Below are 25,176 nucleotides of genomic sequence, written 5' to 3' on the forward strand. Positions count from 1 at the left end.
ACGGACGCATTCCGTCGACTCACAGAGAGAAACAGAGTTCATCGGTTGGGGCGACCAGCAAGGATGGGCGGCTCGATGCAAATACGTCGGAGCTAAAGCCTAATCCGTCCCGAGTAGGGGTCAACCCGATTGTGTCTGTTCGTCCGTATAGCGAACTAAATACCAGTTCGGGCCAATTTCGCTGAACCGCTGCAACTGGTGGTCATCCGCCAATCCGCCCTTAAAGCTAGCTGGAAGGCTGGATGCGTCGTGCCATTCGATCCAGTCGCCACCGTCTTTTCCGCCGAGTTGAAAACGCAGTGCACCGTTCGAACCGCGTTCAATTGCGGCGATGACCGTGTCTGTACCTTGCAGCGGAAACGGCGTGAGAAGCAACAACACGGACGGCCGCACGCTGGGGTATGCGTTGAAAGGCCCCAGGCCTTCGATTTCCCCATCAGCCTGGGGCCAATCGTGATGCAGGGTTTGGGCGAGCTGTTCGAGAGCATCAACCCGAAACATGGCACGAATCCGTTTTCCGCTCCATGTGATCTGATGACTGGCGACCAAGGCTCCGCACCAGGCGCCAATGAGCGCCGTCGTGGTGAGCATTTGTCGCAGCGAAAACTGCCGTCGCATGCAGAATCGCAGGCCGACCAAAACTGTGAAGGCGACCAGTGCCGCGCAAGCGATCCCCATCATCCAAACACGAGTTTCACCGACCGACTCGATCATGACCTCTGTCGCAGAGACAAAATTCATCGATGCACTGCCGTCGCGCAAGAGCGTCATTTGTTCTTCAGCGACGGGGTCAGCGAGCAGCCAACTGACAAATGCAATCAGCATCGCAACATAAAACGTCATCGCTAGCACCGCGAACGATGGTCTCAAATGACGGAGTTGAGGTTCAGCTGATTGCATGGATCCGTTGACTCCTTCAAAACTATTTGGACGCCGCGTGCGAGAGTGCGAGCAGTGCAAACGAAGTCGCCAAGTTCTTGTCGTTCTCGAACCAACGGTTGTTCGTATTGCTCCAGCTACCATCATCGTTTTGACGTTTGGCAAGCTCGCTGACCAAGTCTTTTCGCCAATCGTGGCTGTTACCGTCGGCGTCTTGCACCGTTTTCATACCGGTAACGTCTAGCGCGACAGCGAACGTGTTGTAGTAGTAATACAACCCGGCTGATCCCATACCCGGATTCGAGGTTACATCGTAGTGATCGCTGACCCACTGAATCGCCGCTTTGACGCGTGGGTCGCTACTCGTCAGGCCGGCATAGATCATGCTTTTCAAACCGGTGTAGGACATTGATCCGTAGCTTCGCAAACCGCCGTTGGGCGAGTAGCGTTCGGCGGATGTACTCGGATCAATCTTCTCCGTCGGAATCTCGTAGTAGAAGCCACCATCGTCGATTTTGTCGGCGAACTGCGTATCGTTGTGTTCGCTCTTCAGATTCTGTGAGCGGGAAACAAACGCGAGTGCGGCCTGAATTGCGGGATCGCTTGAGCTGGTTTCCATGCTATGAAGAGCTTCGATCAGATATCCGGTGTTGGATAGATCGGGACGGCCGTTTCCGCCATAGCTAGCGCCACCGTACCAGGGATCCGAAGGATCACGTTCGGCTTGACCGTATTGGACACCGGTGACAAAGTCCTTGGCCTTCGCGAGTAATTCGTTGTACTTGCCATCCGAGTTCGCTTCGGAGAAGGCGACCATCGCGACACAGGTTTCATAGTTCCGCAATCGACCGTTGCCGTAGATGCCTCCATCGGGATGGACAAAGCTCTCCAGCGCCTGAAGGCCCTTCGCAACCATTGCGTCATCGCGGCTGCGACCATTTTTAAGTGCAGCCGTCACCGCCAGCGCGGTGACCCCCGGGCCGACTCGCGAGGAGAACATGCCTTTGTCGTCTTGCCCTTCTTTTGCAAGATAGGCCAATCCACTCTCCACAATTTCCCGGCGTTTGGATTCAGTCGACTCGGTCGCCGATGCCGCCGGACTATCTTCGCCGCGGGTTACGTTTGGGATAACGCTGAGCAAACCGAGAAGAACAATAAACCGTCGAGAGTGGTGAAATTTCCGTCGTCGAATCATGAAGGGTTTTCCTGGTAGGACTGGAAACAGCGTGAATGCTGCGTTTCATTCAGATTTGGGCGTGTTGACAAACACGCCTCTTTTGAATGTTGCAGTGAGCGTTCCAATTGCCCTGAAAAACATCCCAATTGTCGTGGAAAACCGGGTAAAAACTCCTCCACCATCCCAGCGACGCCAAACCAGCGGTCAGTCGCGGCGGAATTCGAAAGGTTCGCCGACAAGTGCTTTCCAACGCTCCAGTTGACTGGGCGTGAGAATCTTTTCGATTTCAGAGACGGTGTAATCTGTACCGAGTGGAGGCCCCTTTATCATCGGATGTGGGGCAGTCCGTCGTCTGTCTTCCGGAGGGCGGTCAGACGGATTGGGAAACTCACCGTGGTCTGCGTCTGGGGGGCTGGGTGGGGCTGGCCCGCGATTTGGGTTTTGAAAATCGCCGTGTTCGCCGCGTCGACGGAACCGTGACGGTCGAGTTTCTTCGATAATGCGACTGATATCGACAGATTGCTCCCGCGTAAGTTCTAGCTCTCGTATCACTTCACGCGTCTTGAATGTAAACGGCAACCAGCGCTGACGATTGATTTGCTTGAGTCGCAGCATCTGGTGCGGCAACAACTCGGACTGCACAAAGCTGTCGAACCGATGCAACAGGTTTGAGATCGCTTCGTTTTCAGATAACAGTCCACCGACTTGTTGATTGGCCAACTGCTCGCGCTGCTGACGAAATTGCTCGACCGCATTTAACAACGCTTCGGCATCTTCATCATCAAGCTGAAGCTCGACGTGGACGTTTGGGTCGTTGAGAAGCAACATCGGTTGCACGTTCTCCAGGATCTGCAACTCGTCGACCAAGCGTGTCACTTTTGCGGCCGTTTGCTTAATCTGCTTCGACAATTCCTCATCGTCAGCACTTTGTGAGAGCAGATCTTGATAGAAGCCCAACGACGTTTCCAAAAACTGACGTCGCAGGTCTTGAGTATCAGGACGATAAGCCAGCTCTTGCTCGCTCAGTTCGCTGAATGTGTCAACGACAGCGCGTGCTTGCGCCAGACTCGCCTCAGCACGAAATCGCTCGCGAGTCTCTGACTGCAACGCCAAGCTGGTGATTCGCTGTTGCCGCCAGACAAAAAACGTCGTTCCGGCCAAAGCTATTGTGGAAACAAGCAGGATCGCGCTTGCGGCCGCCACCAATCCGCTATTCCGCCGGCGCCATTTGCTGAGCCGTTCGATTGCCGTCGGAGGGCGCGCCGTAATCGGCTTGTCATCAAGCCATCGTTGGAGGTCGTCGGCAAATTCACGCGCCGACTGGTAACGATCTGCCGGCGATTTCGCGATCGCTTTGCGAATGATCGTGTCAAGTTCGCTGGGGAGTCCGGGATCAATCGTGGAGGCAGGCGGCGGATCTTTGTCGACCACTGCGTTTAGCAATGTTCGGTAGTTTTCGCCATCGAACGCTGGGCGCAAGACCAACAATTCGTACAGCGTGATGCCGAGAGAATAGATGTCGGTACGATGGTCGAGCGACAAACGATTTCCGGAGGCCTGTTCAGGGCTCATGTAGCGCAACGTCCCCATCGCGTCACCGGTTCGCGTCAAATGTGAAGCCTCGCTTTCGACCTGCGCTAACCCAAAGTCAGTGACCCAAACCTTTCCCATGCGGTCGCGAATCAGATTGCCGGGTTTGATGTCCCGGTGAATAACGCCGTAGGCATGAGCATGTTCAATTGCCAATGCCGCTTCAACAATCATTTTGACAGTGCGGCGATAGTGCTGGGTTCTGCGATGGCTGCTAGGAAAGGTCCCTTGAGTGGACGATCGTGCGGGGCGTGTCTGATCGATCGGCGTTTGGCCGGAACGCGAAGCACCGGCGGACGAATTGGATTTTACATCCATGTCCAACCGCAACCGTCGAGTCAATTCGGCAAGGGTTTCTCCATCGATTAATTGCATCGCGAAGTAATGCACACCACGGTCGCATCCGACGGCATAAACGGGCACGATGTTGGTGTGGTGCAACGCCGCCGCGGCATGAGCTTCGTTGCGAAAACGCTGCAGGCGGACTTCGTCGAGTGCACTTGCAAACGGCAGCACCTTGAGCGCGACCTTGCGGCCAAGCGACAACTGCAGCGCTTCGTAGACGATCCCCATTCCGCCACGTCCGAGCTCTGACAAAATCTGAAAGTCGCCAACCGGCTGGCCGACGAATTCCTGATCGCTAGACTTTGTGGGACTTGCGACGGATTCCCCGGCGCCATGAAGCATCAACAGGCCTTCGAGCGCCGGGCGCAGATCATCCGCGATATCAGTGTACTTTTCGAGAAACGAATCGACCGAAATAGCCTGCCCCGATTCGATCACTTGAGTGAACTCTTTCACCGCCATGACCAGTGGGTCTTCGACATCGGTATCATCGAAAGCATTCATTATTCACTGACCGAAGACCGGAGTTTGGCCAAAGCACGCACCCAAAGTTTTTCGACGCTGTTGACGGTGCGTCCCATTTGCTGGGCAACCTCAGAAAACGGCAACGCTTCGACGTGACGCAATACGATCACTTGACGGTAGTCGTCCGGAAGAGATTCGATCGCAGATGCCAGTTCCAAGAAGCGTTCTTGACGAGCAAATTTACCACTCGGCGAGGTAAGATCCGCCGCGATCTGTGAGTGCAAGAATTTCGAAGCGTCATTCAAACCGTTGTTCAACGATTGATGCAGGCTCTGTTCGACGCGTACATCGCGTTTTTGGGTACCAAGATAACGCCGCACGTGTGTGGCCAGGACATTGGACAGTATCCCACGTAACCAAGCGGCAAATTCGGCTGCACTCTCGCCACGAAATTCGGCGATATTGCCATGCGCGGCCATGCAGACTTCTTGAGCTAAGTCTGATGGGTCGGCTTTGACCTGCAAGTTCTCGTGAACTTGGGTCCGGGCGAGAAAGACGAGGTACTTGCGATAAACAACGAGCAAGTCGCCTAACGCGCTCCCATCACCGTCGCGTGCCGACGCGATCAACTGTTCGATCGTGCCGGAGGTCGGTTCGCTGTTGTGTTGCGGCTGTGTCATTTACCAATTTTCCAATCGCGGGCAGCGTTATTCTACCCGCAATCGTCTTGGTAAGCACCGATCAGGGCATTCGCTTTTGCGGCAACCCTCATCAACTGAACTGTTTAGACGCCAGCGGCACTCGCCAAACCGTAAGCCAGAATCGTCTCTTGTAGCTTGGCTTCACATTCGGCATCGAGCGGCGTCATCGGCAACCGCAGGTCGCCGCTATCACGTCCGACCATTCGCATCGCCGCCTTCACCGGGATCGGGTTGGTCGCCAAGCCGAGCATGTTCGAGCAGAGCGAGAACAACTTGTGGTGCATCTTCTGAGCCAGGGCGAAGTCACCGGCGGAAGCTGCGTTGACCAACTTGATCATGTCTGAAGGGACCAAGTTTCCTGCGACCGAAATCACACCTTCGGCACCGACACTCATCATAGGCAGTGTCAGCGAGTCATCGCCGCTGAGTACGGTCAGGTCGGTGCTGCCGACAATTGCCGAGCATTGGTCAAGCTTGCCAGTCGCTTCTTTGACCATGGTGATTCCGGGCAACTCACTGAGACGCTGAATCGTGGAGACTTCGATCTCCTTTCCGGTGCGGCCAGGGATGTTGTAAACACAGACCGGGATATCGACAGCTTCCGCAACCGCTTTGAAGTGCTGATAAAAGCCTTCCTGAGTTGGCTTGTTGTAGTATGGTGCAACTTGCAAAGTCGCGTCGGCACCTTCTTTGGCCGCACGCTGAGTCAGTCGCAGGGCCTCGGCCGTGCTGTTACTGCCGGTACCGGCCATCACCTTGATTCGACCGGCGGCACACTGAATCGTTTCGCTAATCACGCGTTCGTGTTCATCGTGCGTCAACGTGGGAGACTCCCCCGTCGTTCCTACCGGTACCAAGCACGTCGTGCCAGCTTCGATTTGGAATTCGATTTGCTCTTTCAAACGACCGTAGTCAACTTCACCGTCCTTGAACGGTGTCACAATGGCGACGGACAGGCCGGCAAATTCAGATCCACGCCGTGCGGTCATCAAAAAATCCTTGAGCTGTTTGAAGGGTTCTCGTGCAATTCCAATGGCCGTAGGTTAACGGGCTTGGACCGAATCAACAATCACCGGCTTTCCCGCATTCCCAAAACAACGGACGCGAAAAGCAGCGTGACCACCATCCCGCCCCCCGCCAGACACGCCCAAATGGAAGGACCTTGCCAAGTCGGTTGGTAGAAAAAACGCACTTCCCAGGCACCAGCGGGAATCAGGGTCGCTTGGTTTAAAAAACTTGACGACAGTACAGGCACCGATACGGCAACGGATTGATCGTTTCCGTTTGCCGGAACAATTTCGGCTCGCCAGTTTCCGTCCTGAAGCACGCTGCGGACCAGCAAACAATCCTGGGAACATTGAACCAGGTATCGCTCCGCATCCAGTTCTTGCAACTGACCGTCGTTGTCCGTTTCAGGTTCACTCGGTACTGGAAATTCGACCCGCGGAACGGTCGCGACATCACCGCTCGCCAATTGGGCAACGAGTGATTCCATCGTCTCCGGCGCCTTCCAAGTCGTCGCCAACCGAGCCATCGCACCGCCCTTGAGACTGCGTCTTGTGATAAAGGCATACGCCAACCCTTCGGACGGCATTACTTTGTCGCCATCAACGTGGGAGATGCCTTCGACACCAAGCCAGTGACGAAATGATTTCCAAAATTGGCGCTGTTCCGCGCTATCCCAGTTTGGTGACTGCCGTTCGACCGCCCTCCAAAACTTTGCCCATCCGAGGCTGCGAATCGAAACCATGCTGTTCACTACGGCGGAACGCTCGGCCAAATGCCAACGTCCGAACCATGCGGCGCGTTCGCTTGCGGCGACCTGTAGCGCACGGTCAGCGTTTGATTCCCGTTTCCAAAGCGTCGGCCACGCTCCCTTTTGCGTTCTCAATGTTCGTGCAACATGCGGATTTGCAGGCGAAATCCTGTTGGCTGCCGCCTGCTCTTTGCGGATCGATACTGTCGGCAACAAATCGTCGCCGCTCGACCAACAATCAACGCTTATCAGTGCGATCCAAGCGATAGTGCCCCATTTCGTCGCAGAACGTCGCTGCGTCTGACGCAACGCGATCACGACGAACATCGCAATCAGCGAGCAAGCGAAAGACCATTGAATGACTTCGTATCCGCCAAGTACGTCGAGCGGTCCCCAGTACTCGTCTGCGATCCCCGATGTCTGGAATCGGTCGCCTTCGTTTTGAGCGGCGGAGATTAGCGCGGTGATTGCGACCAACGCGAGTGCCAACACGCTGGCGATACCCACCAACCATCGCCGCTCAAACCGCTGTTCATTTTGATCAAGATCGGACGCGGGACGACTGAGCCAACGGGCGGTGATCATCGCCGCGCCGAGCGCAAAGACGGGCAGCCATTTCGCCGGGTATCGAAAGCTGTCATACCCCGGCACCAAAACACCAAGCCACCAATACGCGCCGCCGATCGCGCTGTTCGCCCCCTCAAAGACACCGGGGATCTGCTGAAGTATCCACACAAGTCCGAAATGTCCAAAGCTGAGCAGCAGTCCGGTGACCGCGACCATTCCGAACGGGTCGAACGTGTTTTGCTGGCGACTTCGCAGCGACACCAAACGCAACAGCAGGGCGCATCCAACGACAATTCCGGCATAGAGACTTGGCGTCCACATTCGTCCGTCTCCAGCGAGCAGTTTGGAGACTCTTCGATTGATCGGAAACAATTCGCCGAAAGGCCGTGCTGAGAACAGTTCCAATGCATGCCAGGGCGGTACCGAAAAGTCATACAGATCCGCTCGCTCGCTAGCCGCCAAGGTGCGATCGCTTTGTCGGCTCCAATCGATCGAAGCTGCGATTTGAGGCGCGGCAATTAACGCTGCGAGGCAACATGCCGAACTCAACTTGCCTGCTTGGCCAAGCCACCGCTGCAACCATGACGGTTCAGCATTGATTTTCCACAACAGCACAACGCTGCACAACAACGCGATCAAGACGACATGCAGCGCGCCCTGCGGGTCACCACCAAGAACCATCATTGCGAGCGATCCACCCGCGATCACGACATCACGCAACCATTTGGACTGTGGCTCGTTGGAATCCTGTTTTGCAAATCGGCCTAGCAGCGCCCCCAACGCAAACGGCATGTAGGCAGCCCCCACTAAGAATGGAGGGTTACAGCAAAGACCTAAAACGCTTCCAGAAAGCGGGTAAACGATCGCCGCGACCACCGTGCCCAAACCTTTGATCGACCACCTTCGCGCCAACCATGCGGCCCCGGCGCTTGCCAGAAGAAGGTGAAAAACCAGATACGCATTCAGCGACCATTCCGTTGGTACCGGAGCGGAAAAGAGGACGTATCGAACCGGGTAAAGGACCGCCGTGGTTGCTTCGCCAATCAGCGGGATCCCGGTATGGTCCAGCGGATTCCAAAGCGGCATCCACTCCGACTGAGTCCGAAACGCCACGTAGTCATACAAAGGCAAATAGAAGTGGCTGGCATCACGAAACGCAATCCGATCGCCAGTCAGCAACGGGAACACGGTAGCCAACAAGGTGGTCACCACCAACAGGCCGCCCGCGATCCCGCGGCCTGCAATTCGCAACTTCACGTGACCAAACCTTTCGTAACCGTCATGAACACGTCTTCGAGTGTCGGTGCGCGGTCGTTAAAACTCCGCATCCGAACGCCTTCGGCAATCATCGCTTCCATCAACTCGGCCAAACCTTCATCGTCGGTTTCCAATTCCGCCAGTGTGAACGTCGGGCCTTCTTCAAGTGCACGTAGGTTGGGGTTGCTTCGCAGAATCGACAGCCCAGCCTCCTTGCCTTTGACGAACTGAATCTCGACGTGCCGGTTTCTGCGAATCTGGCGATAAACCTGATCGATCGGTCCATGCATCAGCAGTTGGCCGCGTTCGATAATTCCAATCGACGTACAGCAATCGGCAAGCTCTGTCAGAATATGACTGCTGATCAAAATCGTTTTGCCCATGCGGCGAAGTTCTTTCAATAGTTCCTTGACTTCGACGCGCGCACGCGGATCCAGCCCGCTGGCGGGTTCATCCAAAATCAACACCGGCGGGTCATGGACGAGTGTTTTCGCTAAGCACAGTCGCTGTTTCATCCCCCGAGACAGGCCATTGACGAAGTCATCGCGTTTGTGCGTGAGGTCCAACAACTCCAGCACATTGTCGATGATCTGCTTTCGATCCTTACGTCCGATGCGATACGCCACGGCAAAGAAATCCAGAAACTCCCAAACCCTCATTCCGTCGTACACACCAAAGTTATCCGGCATGTAGCCAACCGCTTGCCGAACGCCCACGGGGTCTGCCATCACGTCGCAGCCGGCGACTTCGCCTTGTCCACGTGAGGCCCGCAACAAGGTTGCCAGAAATCGAATCGTTGTACTTTTGCCAGCACCATTTGGCCCAATGAACCCGAATGTTTCCCCCGCATCGATGTGCAGGTCCAGTGACTTCACCGCCGTGAAGTCGCCGTAATCCTTTCCGAATCCCGTCAAAGTAATCATGTTGCTGATGCGGCTAGTTGGAAGACTGGCTTTCGGTCGTGTTCTCGTTCGATTCGCTGTCGCCGGTCGTTTCTTCGGTGACGTCAGTCGGCGACACTGAACGCGCAAACGAAGAAATCAGGTTAACGTCCGCTTCAATTTCCGGAAGCGGTGGCTCTTGCAAGTGAACCAACAAGACGGTTTGCGCGTTCTGTTGGCTCGCGTTCGGTGTGATCGTCAGGCCGTCCATACGACCATCAACGCGGCAGATCAATCGAATCGAATCCTCTGGCAATGCGACGGGGTCAGTCAACCGCCCCATGATGACATCGATGTCCAGTGGCAAATCACTGGGAAGTGAAACGCCGGAAGCGGGGCCGTACTCGATCGTCTGCGCCTCACCAGGAGAGATCGCACCGATCACCGCAATGTGTGATTCCCCTGTCTCGTCACGTCGCACGACGATCGCGTCAAAGAGTTCGAGGTCCGTTTCATTGATCAATTGGCCTTGTCCGCTACCATCCGTCGTTGGATCGATGCGAATCCCACCACCTAAATCAATGATCTCTTCGGTATGGGCGAATCGCATCCGGTTACTCGACACTGCAAAATCGTGGAACGCCGGTCCCTCGTCGAACGAAACACGAAATGTTGGTTCGATGGAGATGTCTGGATTCGATTCGTCCGACAATGTTGCGGCGGCGCCGTCATGCGTCGCGAACTGCAGCGTGTACCGGCTGCTTAACGAGTTATAGATCGCCATCAATCGGGTGAGGTGAGCGCGAGGGTAGTCGGCGTAGGCTTCGACAATTGCGACTTCGGTGCTGCTTCTCGCGAACCCGATGTCCAGTTGAGCTTGGCGGGCGGCCCACGCGGCGCCGATGATTGCAATCACGGGTACCGCGAACCAAGCGTATTCCAAGCGGTTCATCAAACGAAAGACGATGTAGTTGACCGGGACTAAGATGACCAAATACACCAACAGCGAGCGGACGACCATTGACGAGTCCGGGATTTCTAACCCCGCTTCTTGGATCAATGTCGATCTCAAAACCGACATGACATCACTGTTGTCATTCCATGCGCCCAATCCGCCGATCGGATGAGGGGAAGAAAGCGGATCAAAAACACTGCCGGTCGACGTCTCTATTGGCCCCGATTGCTTCAGAATCGCATCACGACTGGCGATTCTCAGGTGCGTATTTGCTGCGGCATCTGCGTTGTTCCGGGACTTGCTAAAACGCAACTCTAAATCGTCGGGATGTACATCGAGCGGTTCCCCTTCGGAGTCACCGTTTGCATAAGCGACGGATCCCTGGGCGACAGAAAACACTCGTGCCGGTCGCCCCAAAAACACGCTGTTGATGAAGCTATCGTACGAATCCCAGTCCATGATCCAACTGTCGGTCAGGTTGAACCGCGACTGTACGACAGCACCACGACCAAAGCGTTGGCGAAGAACCAGCGAGCCGGTTCCTGCGACGGATTCAGCCTTACTAGTGATTCTTCCGTCGATCGCGACATGACTCGAATCCTGTTCCAACACACTGCGCTGCTTTGCCAAGCTGCGATCATCCTTGACGGAATGGTTGGTCAACATTTCCGCCGCCGCTTCACCATCAAGCTCGATGTTGCTGGTCGGCTCGAGTGGCAACAGGTCTGCGATCGAGGTATTCACGATCGATTCACTCGCAGCAGCACCATTGACGATTAGGCGGCCACCGAAACGGACCCAATCGGAAATCGCCAGCTGTTGCAAAGGAGTTAAAGCGTCTTGCGAGAGATCATCCCAGAAGATGACAGCGATGCTGGTCATGTCCAAGAACGTTTCCGGCAATGGCAAAATCCCATTGTCCGCCTTCGGGACGATGACTCGATAGTTGATCGTCAACTTTTCGTCGATCAGCGATCCCGATTTAAAACTCGCCCAGTTGGCGGTTTGAAAACGGGTGAATCGTTCCGGTCGCGTAGTCAGGACAACGAAGCTGTATTCGCTGCTTCCCATCGCTACAAGCGGCTGCGATCCGGTGTCCAAAACGCCGCCGCTGTCCGCCATCAAGCTACTGGAAACATTGACTCGTGTGGCAAAGCTATCGTTCGGAAGTGGAACTAGATATCGGAAATCCAAACGTCGCATTTGGCCTTCTGGCAAGACCACCGGTCGCACTGAAGCAATCGATTTTAGTGTGCCAATCTGCTGCAGGTCGCGATCTTGCAACAGCACCGACACTTGCGTGGACATCTCGCCGCGTCGGTCACTTTGGTTACTGCGAAGCGACTGCTCCGCAGTTCCCCAGTGGCCCGGTTTGGCAAGTCCGAATCCAGAGTTCTGATCTTGTGGATAGCTGACCGTGGGGCCGACCGTGTACGCTTCCTTTGGGATCGGTTCGCCATCCGCCGTTGTCGGCGAATTGGGGCGGCAGCCTTCACAACCGACAATCAACGGGACCGTCAAAAGGACGTAACAAAAAAACGCGTATCGCGGCATTCCGATTGTGGTCGCGAAAGGTGAAACGAAAAAGTTTTCTACGGTTGAACGTGCCGCCGTCTACGAGGCACGAACAACCAGTGGCTGCATTCTAAGCGACCTTGGGCGATCCGGGGTCGGCGGAAGCATAAAATTATGCCCAACGAAGTTTCCGCCGCACGAGATCACATGGAAGCCAACGCAAAAGTTTGCACGTTGATGCCCAGCACCAATACGCTGCCAGATGCCGCATCACAGTGCTACAATGCAAGCCCTCATCGACGATCGACACGATACACCGAGCGTGTTTGGACCACCGTAACGACTGATGTACATCCTTGAAAACCCGGTACTGCAGCGTGAGTTGTTGGTCAACTTGCGAACCAAACGTGCGTTTGCATTACTCGCGCTCTATCAGATCTTGCTTGCCGCGGTGGTGATCGCGGCTTGGCCCAGCGATCAGCGGTTGGACCTGACATCCAACCCTGCATCGGCAACCAAGTTGGTCAACCTGTTCTTCCTCGGGCAATACGTGATCGCCTCGCTGATGGCGCCAAGCTTCGCAGCGGGCACGATCGCCGGCGAAAAAGAACGAAAGACATACGAGATGCTGCTCGCAAGTCCGATGCGGCCCGGCGCGATTGTGTTTGGCAAAATGGTCGCTTCGCTGACTCACTTGGGCATGCTGATTATCGGTTCATTGCCAATCATCGTGCTCTGTCTGCCTCTTGGCGGCGTGCACGTCTATGAAGTCTTGGCCGCATACCTCGGTCTGATCGTCTCGGTGATCCTGTTCGGCGCCATCGGCGTGATGTGCAGCAGCTACTTTCCGCGAACGAGCAGCGCGTTGGTGGTCAGCTATTTGACGATCTTACCGCTGGTGATCGGAGCATGCGTTCTGTGGGGATCGTTGGGGGCAGACGGCTACCTGCGATTAAAGCTCGCGACGGTGGTGTTCCCCGCGTTCGGCTTGGCGGCAGTGATTCTGATGGGGGCGGCCGCTGCTGGACGATTACTTTATCCGCCTGATGTCGGCAGCGAAGGCAAAGAAGTCATCGATTTAGAACGCGAGGCAGAGGACGCAGTCGGCTTGGTGATTCAACCCGACCAATTCCCCGACCGTCTATTCGCTCCACCGAAGAAAGACGAGATGATGGCTGACGGGGCCAATCCCGTTTATGACAAAGAACTACACAGCGAGATATTCAGCCAAGGAACATTGATGCTGCGTTTGGTGATCCAAATCAGCATTCTTTTAGCGATCCCGATGATGGGATACTTTTTGTTTTTTCAACAACAGCACGCACCCTGGTTTTGCGTTTATGTGATCGTGTTCAACATGCTCGTCGGGCCTTCATTTTTGGCAGGCAGTATCACGAGCGAACGCGAACGCCAAACCCTTGACCTCTTGCTCACGACGCCACTTTCACCTCTTCAGATTTTGTGGGGCAAGTTTGTCGTACGGTTTCGAATCTCGGTGGTGCTGACCGGATTCCTGCTTTGGCCGCTCATCTTAGGCGCCGGGCTGAATACCGCATTTTGGACCAATATCGTCGCGGTCACGTTGATGTTTCTGATCGTCGGCATGGTTTGCTTGGTGAATTGCGTTGTGGCGCTCACCTGTTCGATGTTTGCGAGGAAAACGTCGATTGCTCTGCTCACGACCTATGCGGTGTTGCTGCTGATTTACGTCGTGCCGCCCGCCTTGTCGATTGTCACCCGGATGCTCGACATGCCGGCAAACACGATTTCCGATGTCGATTGGGTCGGGGTGGCGAGTCCTTTTTCGGCTCTGTTTTGGCTACCGCTCAACGAAGACCTTGTTCCAGACAACCGAGTCATCAACGAAGGATTCTTGTATGGCGTGTTCGGATACTTTGGATTCAGCGTTGCGTTGGTCTTCGGCGCGACGATGGCCATGTTGCTGAAACTTCGAAGCCGCAAAGGGCTTTCGGATGGCTGATCGCCTGGGCAGATCGCCTGGGCAGATCGGGCCGAATCCGGACTAATGCGTGCACGCACGTTTAGACTTTCTCCGGATGAGCGTCGTGATGTCAAAAATCTATGGATCATTGCGTGATTCTTCATGGAAAGTCCGCTCGCGGATCAATAAAACCAATGGCGGCTGTCCGCGTTCTTGATTCCTCCCGGCCAGCAACCCATCCCCTCTTCCACTGCGAGAGTCCTCTCATGCGCTACGCTTTCCCAGTCACTTGTCTGTATTTGACCCTGGCGGTCGCTTTATCGCCCGCTACCATTCTATTCGGTCAAGACGGCAACCGCGAACCCCGCGGCTTTGGCGGTCCGATCGAACTCGGTCCCGATGACAAACAGACCTATCCAGACCCACCGGAAACGATCGTCCAAAAACGTGAGGACATTCCGCACGGGAAATTGGAGATAATCGAGTACGATTCCAAGACCGTCGGCACGACGCGCAAGATGAATGTCTACACGCCGCCGGGCTACTCCAGCGACCAGAAGTACCCGGTTCTGTATTTGTTGCATGGGATTGGTGGAGACGAGACCGAATGGGAACGGTTTGCAACGCCTGACGTTCTGTTTGACAATTTGATTGCCGATGGAAAGGCGGTTCCGATGATCGTGGTGATGCCAAACGGACGGGCGCAGAAAAACGATCGCGCCGAAGGCAACATCTTCGCATCCGCCCCAGCCTTCGCTGTCTTCGAGAAAGACTTACTCAATGACGTGATTCCCACGATTGAATCACGTTACTCGGTCAATACCGACCGCCAGCATCGCGCGATCGCGGGGCTCTCCATGGGAGGCGGTCAATCGCTGAATTTTGGACTCGGCAACCTCGAACAGTTCGCCTGGATCGGTGGCTTTTCCTCCGCGCCGAATACCAAGCCGATCGAAGAACTCATCCCGAATGCAGAGAAGGTCAAAGAGCAGGTGCAACTGCTGTGGCTTTCATGCGGCAATAAAGATGGCCTGATTCGCGTCAGTCAGCGTGTCCAACGGCATCTGAAAGAGAATGACATTCCACATCACTGGAACGTCGATTCCTATGGTCACGATGCCACTCACTGGCGTAACAACTTGTACCACTTCGCGCAGCTGGTCTTTCAGCCAAAGGCATAACCGCTCGGCAACGTTCAAACAAATTCCGCCGACTTGCCAAATTCCGCCGACTTGCTGAAGCGGTACACATTTCCGGATTAGTAATTTTACAACGCCAGTCGAGATGTTTTGCACGAACATCAAGGCTGGCGTTGTGGATCACGCGGTTGCGATTTTGATTTCGGCATTTGCGCGTTCACTTGCATTCGCCACTGGCGAAGTTTGCCAAGCAGTTCTTTGGTTTTCTCCGGTTCGGTTTTTGAGAGATCATTTTGTTCGCCGATATCGTTTGCCAAATCAAAAAGCTGTACCGTTCCGTTCTCAAAATACTCGATCAATTTAAAGTCACCACAGCGAATCGCACCGCCAGGGCTTTGCATGCCGTGGTTGCTATAGTGCGGGAAGTGCCAATAGATCGCATCCCGTTTCAGCTCTGTTTCGCCGCGCAGCAGGGCAGTCAGGCTGACCCCATCCGAGTGATTCTTCATTGATGTTGCCGAGGCTCCCGAGATATTTTCGTCGACCATCTGCAAAACTGTCGGCATGAGATCGGTACTGATTACCGGAACATCACAAACTTTCCCTGGAGATGTCTGGCCAGGCCAATAGATGATCAGTGGTTCGCGAATGCCGCCTTCATACAGCCAGCCTTTTCCGCCACGCAGCGGGAGGTTGGAAGTCGAAAAAGCCCGGTCAAGTTGCTTTGGCGAGATCTTTCGATCAGGGCGACCGAAATTTGCCGCTGACATTCCACCATTGTCTGAGAAGAAAACGACAATCGTATCGTCAGCCACACTCAACTGCGTGAGTGTCGCGTCAATCCTTCCAAGGCTTTCGTCCATCGCCGCGACCATTGCGGCGAACTGAACATTGTTCTGTTGTTGTTTGACCTTCACTGTTCGCTCCGGCAACACTTTGAATCCGGACCAGGACGGGCGACGCAAGCGAGCGTCCAAATCGGCGCGGGACAGCGGTGACGGATCGTCGGGATTCGCTTCCAGGATATATTGCGGATCAGAATTGCGTTCGACTCGCTCCGTGTATTGATGCACAAAATCTTCACGGCCTTCGATTGGGTCGTGAACCGCGAAATGGGACAGGTAAAGAAAGAAAGGCTCGTCTTGGCTTTCTTCGATGAACTTGATGGCTTCATCAGTTAAGCGATCGGTCAAATACTCGCCTGGTTTATCATCCAGACCTTCCATCTCAAATGGAGAGTTGTAGCCGGCCTTTGGCCAACCTTTGTTCCAACGTGGGATTTGCAAATCGAAACCTTGGCTGGTTGGTCCAAAAGGTTCCTCGCCGAGATGCCACTTTCCAATGTGAGCGGTCCGATATCCGCGCGATTTTAGTTGCTCGGCAAGCGTGACCTCTTCAAGCGGAAGGTGCTGAATGGTTTCAACATTGAAGAGCTTCTGAAACTCAAAATCCTTTCGCCCGGGCAACCAATCCGTCAGCTGTAAACGGGCCGGGTATTTTCCCGTGAGCAAACTGGCACGTGTTGGCGAACAAACATGGCATGCCGCGTAAGCGGATGTAAATCGCATCCCACGCTCGGCAAGCTGATCGATATTGGGCGTCTGGTAAAACGGGCTCCCGTAGCAACCAAGGTCTCGCCAACCGAGGTCGTCAACCAAGAACACAATGACGTTGGGTCGCTTGCTACTGTGTTTTTCTGCCGCGTCAAGTTTGTCGTGGGCCGTAAAGATGCAGCACCAAAACAGAACGAGCAAACTGCTCGGAAACGTGTGCTTGTACCGATTCATTGACCGCCTGCTACTGGTAGGAACCCTTCGCGCCGCGTGAGTCGCGCTCACATCGTTCGAAACGTATCAGCATAGCGGCATTGAATCAGATTCGCATGGTAACGCCCAATACGCGTCGAACTTCCGCTGGGCTGGTCACACCTTCGCGAACGAGGTCGGTGGCGCATTCCCAAATCGACTTCATTCCGGCGTCTACCGCAATACGATACGCAGTACGAGAGTCCTTGGTATCAAGAATTTCGGCTGCATGTCCCGCGTCTCGCAACGACAAGAACTCGCTCGCGATGACGCGGCCTCGGTACCCCGTCTCGTTGCAGTCGTCGCATCCGAGGGGTTTGCGGCACCACTCAATTGGTAGTCCGAAATGATCCGTGCTATCCCGTGATTCGACGGCACAATGACAAAGCTTGCGTAACAGGCGTTGGCAACAGATGCCGATGACACTGCTGCGTAGGAGGTACGGTTCGAGCCCCAAGTCAAGCAATCGACTGACCGCGACAACGGTGCTGTCAGCGTGGAAGCTGGTCAACATCAATTGCCCCGTCAAGCTGGCCTGGATAGCGATCGAAGCCGTTTCCGGGTCGCGGATTTCGCCCACCATAATCACTTCGGGGTCTTGCCGAAGCAAGGATCGCAGTCCGGCCTGGAGCGTGAAGCCTGCTGCGGCGTTGACCTGGCTTTGTGAGACCCCATCGAGCGGAACTTCGATCGGATCTTCCAGCGACATCAAGTTTCGGCTGCCAGAGGTCTCTTGGACAAGATGACGAAGCGCCGCGTAGAGGGTAGTCGATTTTCCGCTACCTGCCGGCCCGCAAATGATCATCGCGCCACTTGTTTCGGCGAGACAGTCGGTGAGTGACTCGGTCACTTCGGCCGAGTGTCCGAGATCACTTAAATGCCGGTACTGATTTCCATGTCCAAAGAACCGCAAGACTGCTCGTTCGCCGTGGAGGGTCGGGTAAGTGCTGACACGAATCTCGGTTGTGTTTGTCGCCGAGGAAGCATTCCCCCCAGGACGTGGCGATGAATCGATTCGGCCTTCTTGCGGGACATCACTTCGATAGGTGAGCAAACTAGAAAGCACTTTCAGCCTGGACACGACCGAAGAGCTCGCACCAGCGGGAAATTCACCCAGCCGATGTAAGACGCCATCACTTCGGAAACGAACTTCCAGCCCGTTGGCAGTCGGTTGCAGGTGCAGATCGCTGGTTTTCACACGGTGAGCGAAGTCCAGAATTTGTTCAACGAACTCGGATGCGTAGGCATCGGTACTTGCGCGCAGGTGTTTGATGCGATCGACGATCTGTTCGCGTTCGTGAAGTAAATCGGAAACCTCGGAACCGTTTGTGGATTCGTGCGAGGCATCGACATGCGAGTCGTGGTCTGCGGTGAACGGTTGCGAGATCATACCGGCAGAAACTGAGTTAGGTTGTGGCGTGATACGTGCCGAGCCGTTGCCTTGGTGAACCTCGTCCCGCGGGCTGGGAATTTCCACGGCATGATCCGCTGGTCGGCGAAACCAAGAGCGAGCAAACATGAGACAAGGTCCAATCGGGGCGAAGTAATAGGTCGTGGGTGAATCCAGCGACTGTGGGCGAAGCGGCTCCGGCGAGCCTGACTTTGCCGCATGGGTTTCAAGATCGATTCAAGCCTGGGGCGACTGCGTCGCCAAGCAGTGCCGTGGATTTCCCAGAATGCAAATCGAGGCCCAGCAGGAACTGCTTTTCCAGTTGGTGGTACGCGACGTTTGAAACGACGCAGCCGCCCCAGGCTTGAAGAATCTTGAAACGCTAGACGTCACCTCGACTTTCAAGGGCGTGAACAGCCGCGTCACCAATGTTGTTGATGTAAAGCGAAAAGACTCGGAAAATGATCAGGATCAGGACCGCCGCGATGGCTGCCCAAATGAGCGCCGATGCCAGGTACGTGATCATGCCCATCGAACTGCGAACTTGCGTCTTGAGGTGGTTGAAATGTTTATCGAGTGTTTCCGAGAGACGCCCAGAAGCCTCGCCCAGCTCAACCGCTTCGATGGTGTCTTTTTGAAACAGAGCTGTTTCTTGCATCACGGTATGAATTTCACGCCCCTGCAAGATCGCCTGTTTCGCTGACTCGGCCCGACTCGAATACTGAGGCGTGCCCGCACTTCGAAACGCCAAGTCGACGGCGGACCAAGCGTCGAGCCCAGACTCGATCGCAAGTGCAAGCGTTTGGACGAATCGCGCCTCGGCAAACACACGCAGTTTGGAGCCAATCCACGGAAGTCGTGCGAACCAGTCCGTCATAAAATTGAAGTAACCGCGTGTGATCGCCATCACGAACAACACGACGGCGACTGCGGAAAGCGCGACGTATAACGCATAGGTGATCAAGCCTTTCTCACCGACAAGTCCTATGCCCAGCAAGTCTGTTTCGGCTTCACTGGTACTCGGCACGATCACGCTTGGCAGATAAATCATCATGCCAATGACCATGACCGCGATGACCAATTGGATCACTGGCCAAAGAATTGAGTTCATGAAGATGCGTCGAAAGTCGGCGAGTTGCTGATAGTACTCGGCAAGTCGATCGAGGACGCGGTCCAGACGACCCGCACGCTCACCGGCTTCGATCATCTGTGCAAAGTGTTCTGGAAAGTACGGGCCTTGTGCTTTGACCGCGTCGGCAAGCGAGCCGCCTTTTTGCACATGGTCGGCAACGGACTTCATTCTTCGTCCGTAATTGCTGCGGTGATTCTCCGCCTCACGTGCAAACACGCGATGAGGATCAAGCCCGACTTCGAAAGAGACACCGACACGTTCGCATAACGTGCTCAGTGTTTGTGGTTTAATTCGCCCCGCCAGCACGACTGCAATCCTATGGCATTCACCGGAGGATCGACGATTGCCTGGTCGCGGGCGATTGCCCACAGCGACGACGTGTCATCCGGATCGTATTACGAGTGGATCGATTCGCCAACAATGCTGGAAACCGCGTTTCCGTTCGCTGGCGAATTCACTCGTCGCAGGATAACAATTCGGAGTTTGGATTTTGTAAAGAAGCGGCGAAGGATGAGTGCTCCTTCGATGAATGCTTTACTCTTTCACTCGCAGACGCACGACAGCCCCACGAACAACGGGCAGCGACTCAAGCTTTTCCGTCGCTTGTTGTGCCAAACCTTCACTCGCTTCGTGAGTCATGATCACGAGAGGAACCATGCGATTGGTATCATCGCTGGTGTCGGTGTCATGTTGAATGACCGACGCGATTGAAATCGAATGCTCGGACAAGACGTTGGCAATTGCCGCAAGCGTTCCCGGATGATTGGCGACGGAAAGACGCAAATAGTAACGTCCTTTCAAGCTCGCCGCGTCGCGTTGAATCGCGCGTGGGGCGGTTTCACCGCTGAAGTATTCCAGCGTTTGAAACGTTAGCTTGGTACGGCCGACTGCGGTATCGATCAAGTCCGCGACGACAGCAGATGCCGTGGGCATTTGTCCCGCGCCGAGTCCATGATAGAACACTGGGCCAACCGCATCCCCTACAGCCCGGATGGCATTAAACGCGTTGCGAACTTCAGCCAGCGGCGTGCCGATTTTGAGAAGCGTCGGTGCGACCGAAAGCTCTAGTCCTTCGTCGGTCAGGTTCGCGACGGCGAGTAATTTGATCCGATAGCCAAGTTCTCGTGCGTAACGAAGGTCTGCGGGATCCAAACCGTCGATCCCGATTCGCGGTATTTCACTCCATTTGACCGTCGCCCCAAAGGCGAGATGCGCCAGGATCGCCAGCTTTTGTGCGGCATCGGTACCATCGACATCCATCGTCGGGTCGGCTTCCGCATAACCAAGTCGCTGTGCTTCGGCAACGACATCGGCATATGCACTGCCGTTTTCGTCCATTTGGCTGACGATGAAGTTGCTGGTCCCGTTCAGAATGCCTTCCAGCGATTGAATCTGGTTGGCCGAAAGGCATTGGCTGATGTTTGCGATGATCGGGATTCCGCCAGCGACGGACGCTTCGAACGCGATATTCCGTCCCAGCTGGCGAGCGCGATCAAACAATTCGGGGCCGTGTTCGGCCAACAACGCCTTGTTCGCGGTGACGATGTCTTTGCCGGATTCCATCAATTTCAGCATGATGGTACGAGCCGGTTCCAAACCACCAATCAATTGCGCGACAACGGTGATTTCCTTGTCGTTGATCACGTCGTCCAATGAATCCGTCAGGACACCGTCAGGCAATTCCATCCGCTGACGCGCTTTTTCGAGGTCACGCACGACTGCTTTTCGCAGCCACATCGTGCGTCCGGCGTGACGAGCAGTGCGGTCACCATGGTCGAGCAATAAACGCGCGACGCCGCTACCAACGGTTCCCAGTCCAACGATTGCAATATTTGTCTTTTCCATGACGCAGATGTTAACCGCGATCCCGTCCGAGAACGAGACGGCATACCAATTGTTATCGCCTCCGACCGGCAGTGGCGAAATTCTGATCTAGCGATGGATGTTGATGAATTGCCAGCCGGAAATCATCCAGCTTTTCCCGAACGGACGGCACCAACGGCATTGGGCAAGAAGCTTTAGCGGGCCATTTTTCAAGCTTTCGACAGTCAAGACGCCCGTGGCACCTTCGCTGACAGCCGTAGCGGTAACCAGGCCAATCCCCGACGCGGAGACGTTCCGAGAGAACGCACCGATCGATTCGGATTGTCCACGAATTTCAAGTGTGACGGGGCGAACGAGGTGTTCGCGGAAAGCGTTGCGGTTTTCGTTGTCGTAGATCGCGTCCTCGTCAAGCATGTCACGAACCGCATTTTCGACGTCCAGATTGGGCGCCGAACCGGAAAGACGTAGCATCGGGGTGAAGACTCCAGAATTTGAAGGGCAGAAAAGTTCTTCAGTAACGGATGAGGGATCGCAGCCAGATTGGCGGCATCCGACCGAGAGTGTGCTATAGGCCATGTTGCCCCACGGAAACTTGCTTGCGGTTTCGCGAACACGCAAACTTAATCCACACCGATTCTTCAAATTACCAAAAGAGTTTCTAAAAGCTCTGCTTGCGCCGCGAAATCGAGACACACCGAAAACCTCCGCTGGGTGTGCGATGTTGAAAATCCGCGACGCAGAGTTGCTGAATTCCCCACAGCTCCGATCGCTATTCCTGACGCGTGTAGACCGCCGGATAAGTGAACGTCGTCGCTTTGTCAGGCAACAGGTAGGCGACTTCTTCGCTAACGACCTTGCCATCGTGAACGAGTGTCCAACTCAGTTCGACGGGGCCAGTTTCGTCAGGATCGACGATGGAAGTTAGAACCCAGTCCCCCGTTTCCGTCGGGCGAATGGATTGCGATGTGACCTTTCCGCGGATAGCCGCCGTTTGAACTTCGAGGGTTCGGTCGTCAGGCAAATCTTTGATCGCATCGCCGGCGAACCGAATTTCGATTTCCGCAAGTCCCTCCGACCGCGTGACACTCAAGTTGGTTGCCTTCGCGACGCAGCGTTCAATTTCTGGATCGCCGGCAAAGAAGCTGACCGTGTACTCAAAATCCAGCGGCTCGGACACATCGATGGGTTGATCAGGAATCCAGTACGCCCCGATGTTGTCGACGCCTTCGTGTGCACCTGGTAGCTCCAGCAACTCGATGTGCCCGTTGGTCCAAGGAGTTTTTGGAGTGACCCAAACGCTGGGACGTTTGTCATATCGCGCGTTGTGGTCGTCGTAATGAAAGAACGCCCGGTTTCGTTGTAACGTGCCGAAGCCGTGTAACTCATCGACGTGAACCGAAGTCACCGACGGGTAACTTTGCCGAGCGTAGGGGCGCCACCGCCAATTTTCTCCGCCTTTCCAAATCAGTAGCCCGTCCGAGTCATGGACGGCAGGACGTGAATCGAGCGGCGGTCCATTCAGTCCGTCGCCCCACATCCACATCGACGTCAACGGGGCGATGGCGACTTTGTCGGGTACTTCACGAAAATGCAACTCGCATTGAATCTCGACATCCGACTTTGCAATCCCGGGCTGCAGGACAAAGCGATACGCGCCACAAACAGATGGGCTGTCCAGGTATCCCAGCACCGAAACGCTTTCATCATCACTTGCCGGCATCTCGACCCAGAATGCGCGAAAGTCCGGAAACTCTTCTTCTTGCTGCATCGCGACGTTGATTGCTAACCCGCGTGCAGAGCTGCCATAGATCGTTGTTTCGCTGCGTCCTCGAAAGTAACTTGAACCGAGAAACGACAGGATCTCTTCCGGTGCTTCAAGTCCAGGAAACCTGCCGACCAAGCGAATGCCTGCATGGCCAGCATTTCCAATCGCGCTGACGTCGACTGATTTCGGATAGGTGAAGTCGTCGCAGGAGAAATTCACCCGTTGGCAGACCTTTGCGTTTTCATTGCCTTCTCCATTGTCTTCGTGCGGTATTGGCGTCAAGGTGAAAAGGTCGACGCGATCACGTTGCACGAACCCGCGGTGAAAGGTTTCGATCCAGAACGGCAGTCCCTGTTCTGACCATGTCGCACGTTCGTGCCGATACTTGATCTTGATGTATTCGTCGTAATCAAGTTTCGCGAGCTCTTCATTGAGTTGCTCTTCTGGTCGATACGGCAATTTCGCTTGCTTCGCTGCCAGTCGCCGCAAGTCGTCATAAGACTGGATCAATACGAATTGGTCTTGAAGCTCGGGCGTCTTTACCGAAGGTCGATTGGATACCTCCGTCGAAACGGCATTTGCGGCGATCGCTGTAGAGGGAAGCTCAGCTTCCTGGCCGTAAGACGACGCGACCTCAGAGAACGTGAATCCGGCAACCGCAACGCACGCGATTCCGATTTTCGAATGGCCTTGATTGAACATCCAAGGTGTCTCGTCACAAGTGAAAAGGGTTTGACTAGGGCAAGCTACGTCAGCCGCCGAAGCAATTGCTTCGCGTTAACGTGCGGTTGGTGTGAACCCCGCTAGGGTTAACGCCCGCTTTGCCGCGGGATGCTTCATGAACGCATTCCAGACGCCACCGCAAAGCAAGTTATGCGCCATTAACATCGTGATTCCAGTATCGATCGCGATGACGTCGGGACTTCTCCAGCCATTGGTCGGATGAAAGGCGTTGATAAACCCGAAGGGGCCATACACCGACGCACCATACGTTTCCTTTTGATAAAGCAACGTCCTCAACGCTTCTTCGGGACAAATGGCCAATCCTCCCCCTGCCGCACTTGGCACCACGGTGCCGTCGATACCGCGTTCCGGTTTCGCAGGACCATCATGGAAGGGGCCGCCCCAATCGCGATATCCGTCAACACTGTCGCTACTGGTCAGCCCCCAAAGCTTCGCACCATAGTGAGAGAACTTCTCAGGCTGCGACTCGGCAAGTTGCTGCTGAAATCGAATCTGCGCAAGGTGTGCGAGTTGGCTATTGCGCCAAAAGTCCCAGCCAGTGGGATCAAGGGTGTTACGTACGTCGAAGTAGGCCCATGGATACTGATGCACGAACAAGGGTGGGTAACTCAGAAACGGTTCACCATCGAAGTGCAACTGTGGCTCGCGGCGCCAGGACAGCCAGCTTGTTCGATCAATGCCATACGTCTCGGAAGCAATCGCAAGCAGCGTGAGGATCGGATGCTCGCTGAATTGGTCCCACTTGTATGGCAAACGTCCGTGTTTGGGAGTCCAGCCCATATGCAGACAACCATCATCCGACAACATGCTTTGCCAATCGACACGTTCATAGATGGATAAGGCAAGCTCGTTGACGAGGGGATCGTCGGCAAATACAGACGAAGCGTGCAGCGCGCCAGCGACGGCCAATGCGGTGTCGATGGTGGATGCTTCACTGTTCGCCACGCGTCTGCCAGAACTTCGCGCAACGAAGTGAAAGAAGATGCCTTGAAAGTGATCAACGTGATTAAAGAGCGACCAAAGCAAGCGTTTTACATAATCCGCAGCCTCGCTGACCGGCATCCGACCAGTTTCGGCGGCAATGGAAAACGCCGACAAACCGAACCCACAGGCAGCAACGCTGCTGGTATCGGACACCCCCGTGCTTCGAAATGAAGCACGGTCGGCAATCAGCCCAGTACTGTCATCCGACGCGGCAACGAAGAACGTTAAGCCGCGCGAGATCAAGTCTGACGCGAACGCTTGCTGTCCGGAATCGAGTGGAAGGTTTTCGTGCAACATTGCGTGGTCGCGGATCGCTCAATCAAACTGCGAGCGAAGCTTTACAAAGTATCGAAATTCATTCAG

17 protein-coding genes are annotated in these 25,176 nt (G+C 55.0%); 2 read left to right on the forward strand and 15 right to left on the reverse strand.

Annotated elements, in window-relative coordinates; translation table 11 throughout:
- Window positions 1–120: 120 nt before the first annotated feature.
- The 8 genes from CGZ80_RS17125 to CGZ80_RS17160 all read right to left on the reverse strand — a co-directional run bounded on the left by CGZ80_RS17125 (window position 121) and on the right by CGZ80_RS17160 (window position 12,127).
- Window positions 121–900 (reverse strand): hypothetical protein, encoded by a 780-nt coding sequence (locus CGZ80_RS17125; protein ID WP_143543998.1) that lies wholly within the window; start codon window positions 898–900, stop codon window positions 121–123.
- 22 nt (window positions 901–922) lie between these two features.
- On the reverse strand, window positions 923–2,074 hold the full coding sequence (locus tag CGZ80_RS17130) for a prenyltransferase/squalene oxidase repeat-containing protein (RefSeq protein ID WP_094416647.1): 1,152 nt from the start codon (window positions 2,072–2,074) through the stop codon (window positions 923–925).
- Window positions 2,075–2,260: 186 nt separating this feature from the next.
- Window positions 2,261–4,495: a serine/threonine protein kinase gene (locus tag CGZ80_RS17135; protein ID WP_094416649.1), complete on the reverse strand. Its 2,235-nt coding sequence runs from the start codon at window positions 4,493–4,495 to the stop codon at window positions 2,261–2,263.
- The gene (locus CGZ80_RS17140) at window positions 4,495–5,136 is read right to left on the reverse strand and encodes a sigma-70 family RNA polymerase sigma factor (protein ID WP_198953721.1); all 642 of its coding nucleotides are present in this window, start codon (window positions 5,134–5,136) and stop codon (window positions 4,495–4,497) included. Before CGZ80_RS17140 ends, CGZ80_RS17135 begins: the two co-directional genes overlap by 1 nt.
- 104 nt (window positions 5,137–5,240) lie before the next feature.
- A complete protein-coding gene (dapA, locus tag CGZ80_RS17145) occupies window positions 5,241–6,146 on the reverse strand; it encodes a 4-hydroxy-tetrahydrodipicolinate synthase (RefSeq protein WP_094416651.1) in 906 nt (301 codons plus the stop codon).
- Between the two features lie 80 nt (window positions 6,147–6,226).
- The gene (locus tag CGZ80_RS17150) at window positions 6,227–8,737 is read right to left on the reverse strand and encodes a hypothetical protein (RefSeq protein WP_094416653.1); all 2,511 of its coding nucleotides are present in this window, start codon (window positions 8,735–8,737) and stop codon (window positions 6,227–6,229) included.
- Window positions 8,734–9,660 carry an ATP-binding cassette domain-containing protein gene (locus CGZ80_RS17155; RefSeq protein WP_094416655.1) on the reverse strand — a complete coding sequence of 309 codons (927 nt, stop codon included), beginning with the start codon at window positions 9,658–9,660 and terminating at the stop codon, window positions 8,734–8,736. The genes CGZ80_RS17150 and CGZ80_RS17155 overlap by 4 nt, the downstream gene beginning before the upstream one ends.
- A gap of 13 nt (window positions 9,661–9,673) precedes the next feature.
- Window positions 9,674–12,127: a hypothetical protein gene (locus CGZ80_RS17160; RefSeq protein ID WP_094416657.1), complete on the reverse strand. Its 2,454-nt coding sequence runs from the start codon at window positions 12,125–12,127 to the stop codon at window positions 9,674–9,676.
- A gap of 307 nt (window positions 12,128–12,434) precedes the next feature.
- On the opposite strand from CGZ80_RS17160, the gene CGZ80_RS17170 reads away from it, so the two are divergent.
- Together CGZ80_RS17170 and CGZ80_RS17175 are read left to right on the forward strand one after the other, a co-directional pair.
- Entirely contained in the window at window positions 12,435–14,069 is a 1,635-nt protein-coding gene (locus CGZ80_RS17170; protein WP_094416661.1) for an ABC transporter permease, read from the forward strand.
- 227 nt (window positions 14,070–14,296) lie between these two features.
- On the forward strand, window positions 14,297–15,211 hold the full coding sequence (locus CGZ80_RS17175) for an alpha/beta hydrolase (RefSeq protein WP_094416663.1): 915 nt from the start codon (window positions 14,297–14,299) through the stop codon (window positions 15,209–15,211).
- Window positions 15,212–15,330: 119 nt separating this feature from the next.
- Here the strand turns inward: CGZ80_RS17175 and CGZ80_RS17180 are convergent, their stop codons facing one another.
- From CGZ80_RS17180 to CGZ80_RS17215, 7 genes are all read right to left on the reverse strand, one after another.
- Window positions 15,331–16,956, reverse strand: coding sequence for a sulfatase (locus tag CGZ80_RS17180; protein ID WP_094416665.1), 1,626 nt, complete (start codon window positions 16,954–16,956; stop codon window positions 15,331–15,333).
- Between the two features lie 85 nt (window positions 16,957–17,041).
- Window positions 17,042–18,493 (reverse strand): GspE/PulE family protein, encoded by a 1,452-nt coding sequence (locus CGZ80_RS17185; protein WP_233148483.1) that lies wholly within the window; start codon window positions 18,491–18,493, stop codon window positions 17,042–17,044.
- A gap of 253 nt (window positions 18,494–18,746) precedes the next feature.
- Window positions 18,747–19,802: a type II secretion system F family protein gene (locus CGZ80_RS17195; protein WP_094416669.1), complete on the reverse strand. Its 1,056-nt coding sequence runs from the start codon at window positions 19,800–19,802 to the stop codon at window positions 18,747–18,749.
- 228 nt (window positions 19,803–20,030) lie between these two features.
- A complete protein-coding gene (locus CGZ80_RS17200) occupies window positions 20,031–21,341 on the reverse strand; it encodes a homoserine dehydrogenase (protein ID WP_094416671.1) in 1,311 nt (436 codons plus the stop codon).
- Between the two features lie 87 nt (window positions 21,342–21,428).
- A complete protein-coding gene (locus tag CGZ80_RS28065) occupies window positions 21,429–21,791 on the reverse strand; it encodes a PilZ domain-containing protein (protein WP_158222749.1) in 363 nt (120 codons plus the stop codon).
- Window positions 21,792–22,089: 298 nt separating this feature from the next.
- Complete coding sequence (locus tag CGZ80_RS17210; protein ID WP_094416675.1) at window positions 22,090–23,787, reverse strand: glucan biosynthesis protein; 1,698 nt, start codon at window positions 23,785–23,787, stop codon at window positions 22,090–22,092.
- A 75-nt stretch (window positions 23,788–23,862) separates the two neighbouring features.
- Entirely contained in the window at window positions 23,863–25,110 is a 1,248-nt protein-coding gene (locus CGZ80_RS17215) for a glucoamylase family protein (protein ID WP_094416677.1), read from the reverse strand.
- Window positions 25,111–25,176: the final 66 nt, after the last annotated feature.

This window comes from Rhodopirellula sp. MGV (assembly GCF_002251265.1).
Classification (GTDB): Bacteria; Planctomycetota; Planctomycetia; order Pirellulales; family Pirellulaceae; genus Stieleria; species Stieleria baltica_A.

Bases quoted from the DNA above. Each gene is read 5' to 3' on its own strand.
- CGZ80_RS17170 (WP_094416661.1), top strand. From the start codon at position 12,435: ATGTACATCCTTGAAAACCCGGTACTGCAGCGTGAGTTGTTGGTCAAC.
- CGZ80_RS17130 (WP_094416647.1), bottom strand. From the start codon at position 2,074: ATGATTCGACGACGGAAATTTCACCACTCTCGACGGTTTATTGTTCTT.
- CGZ80_RS17155 (WP_094416655.1), bottom strand. From the start codon at position 9,660: ATGATTACTTTGACGGGATTCGGAAAGGATTACGGCGACTTCACGGCG.
- CGZ80_RS17175 (WP_094416663.1), top strand. From the start codon at position 14,297: ATGCGCTACGCTTTCCCAGTCACTTGTCTGTATTTGACCCTGGCGGTC.
- CGZ80_RS17160 (WP_094416657.1), bottom strand. From the start codon at position 12,127: ATGCCGCGATACGCGTTTTTTTGTTACGTCCTTTTGACGGTCCCGTTG.
- CGZ80_RS17200 (WP_094416671.1), bottom strand. From the start codon at position 21,341: ATGGAAAAGACAAATATTGCAATCGTTGGACTGGGAACCGTTGGTAGC.
- CGZ80_RS17215 (WP_094416677.1), bottom strand. From the start codon at position 25,110: ATGTTGCACGAAAACCTTCCACTCGATTCCGGACAGCAAGCGTTCGCG.
- CGZ80_RS17180 (WP_094416665.1), bottom strand. From the start codon at position 16,956: ATGAATCGGTACAAGCACACGTTTCCGAGCAGTTTGCTCGTTCTGTTT.
- CGZ80_RS17125 (WP_143543998.1), bottom strand. From the start codon at position 900: ATGCAATCAGCTGAACCTCAACTCCGTCATTTGAGACCATCGTTCGCG.
- CGZ80_RS17210 (WP_094416675.1), bottom strand. From the start codon at position 23,787: ATGTTCAATCAAGGCCATTCGAAAATCGGAATCGCGTGCGTTGCGGTT.
- CGZ80_RS28065 (WP_158222749.1), bottom strand. From the start codon at position 21,791: ATGCTACGTCTTTCCGGTTCGGCGCCCAATCTGGACGTCGAAAATGCG.
- dapA (WP_094416651.1), bottom strand. From the start codon at position 6,146: ATGACCGCACGGCGTGGATCTGAATTTGCCGGCCTGTCCGTCGCCATT.
- CGZ80_RS17185 (WP_233148483.1), bottom strand. From the start codon at position 18,493: ATGTTTGCTCGCTCTTGGTTTCGCCGACCAGCGGATCATGCCGTGGAA.
- CGZ80_RS17135 (WP_094416649.1), bottom strand. From the start codon at position 4,495: ATGAATGCTTTCGATGATACCGATGTCGAAGACCCACTGGTCATGGCG.
- CGZ80_RS17140 (WP_198953721.1), bottom strand. From the start codon at position 5,136: ATGACACAGCCGCAACACAACAGCGAACCGACCTCCGGCACGATCGAA.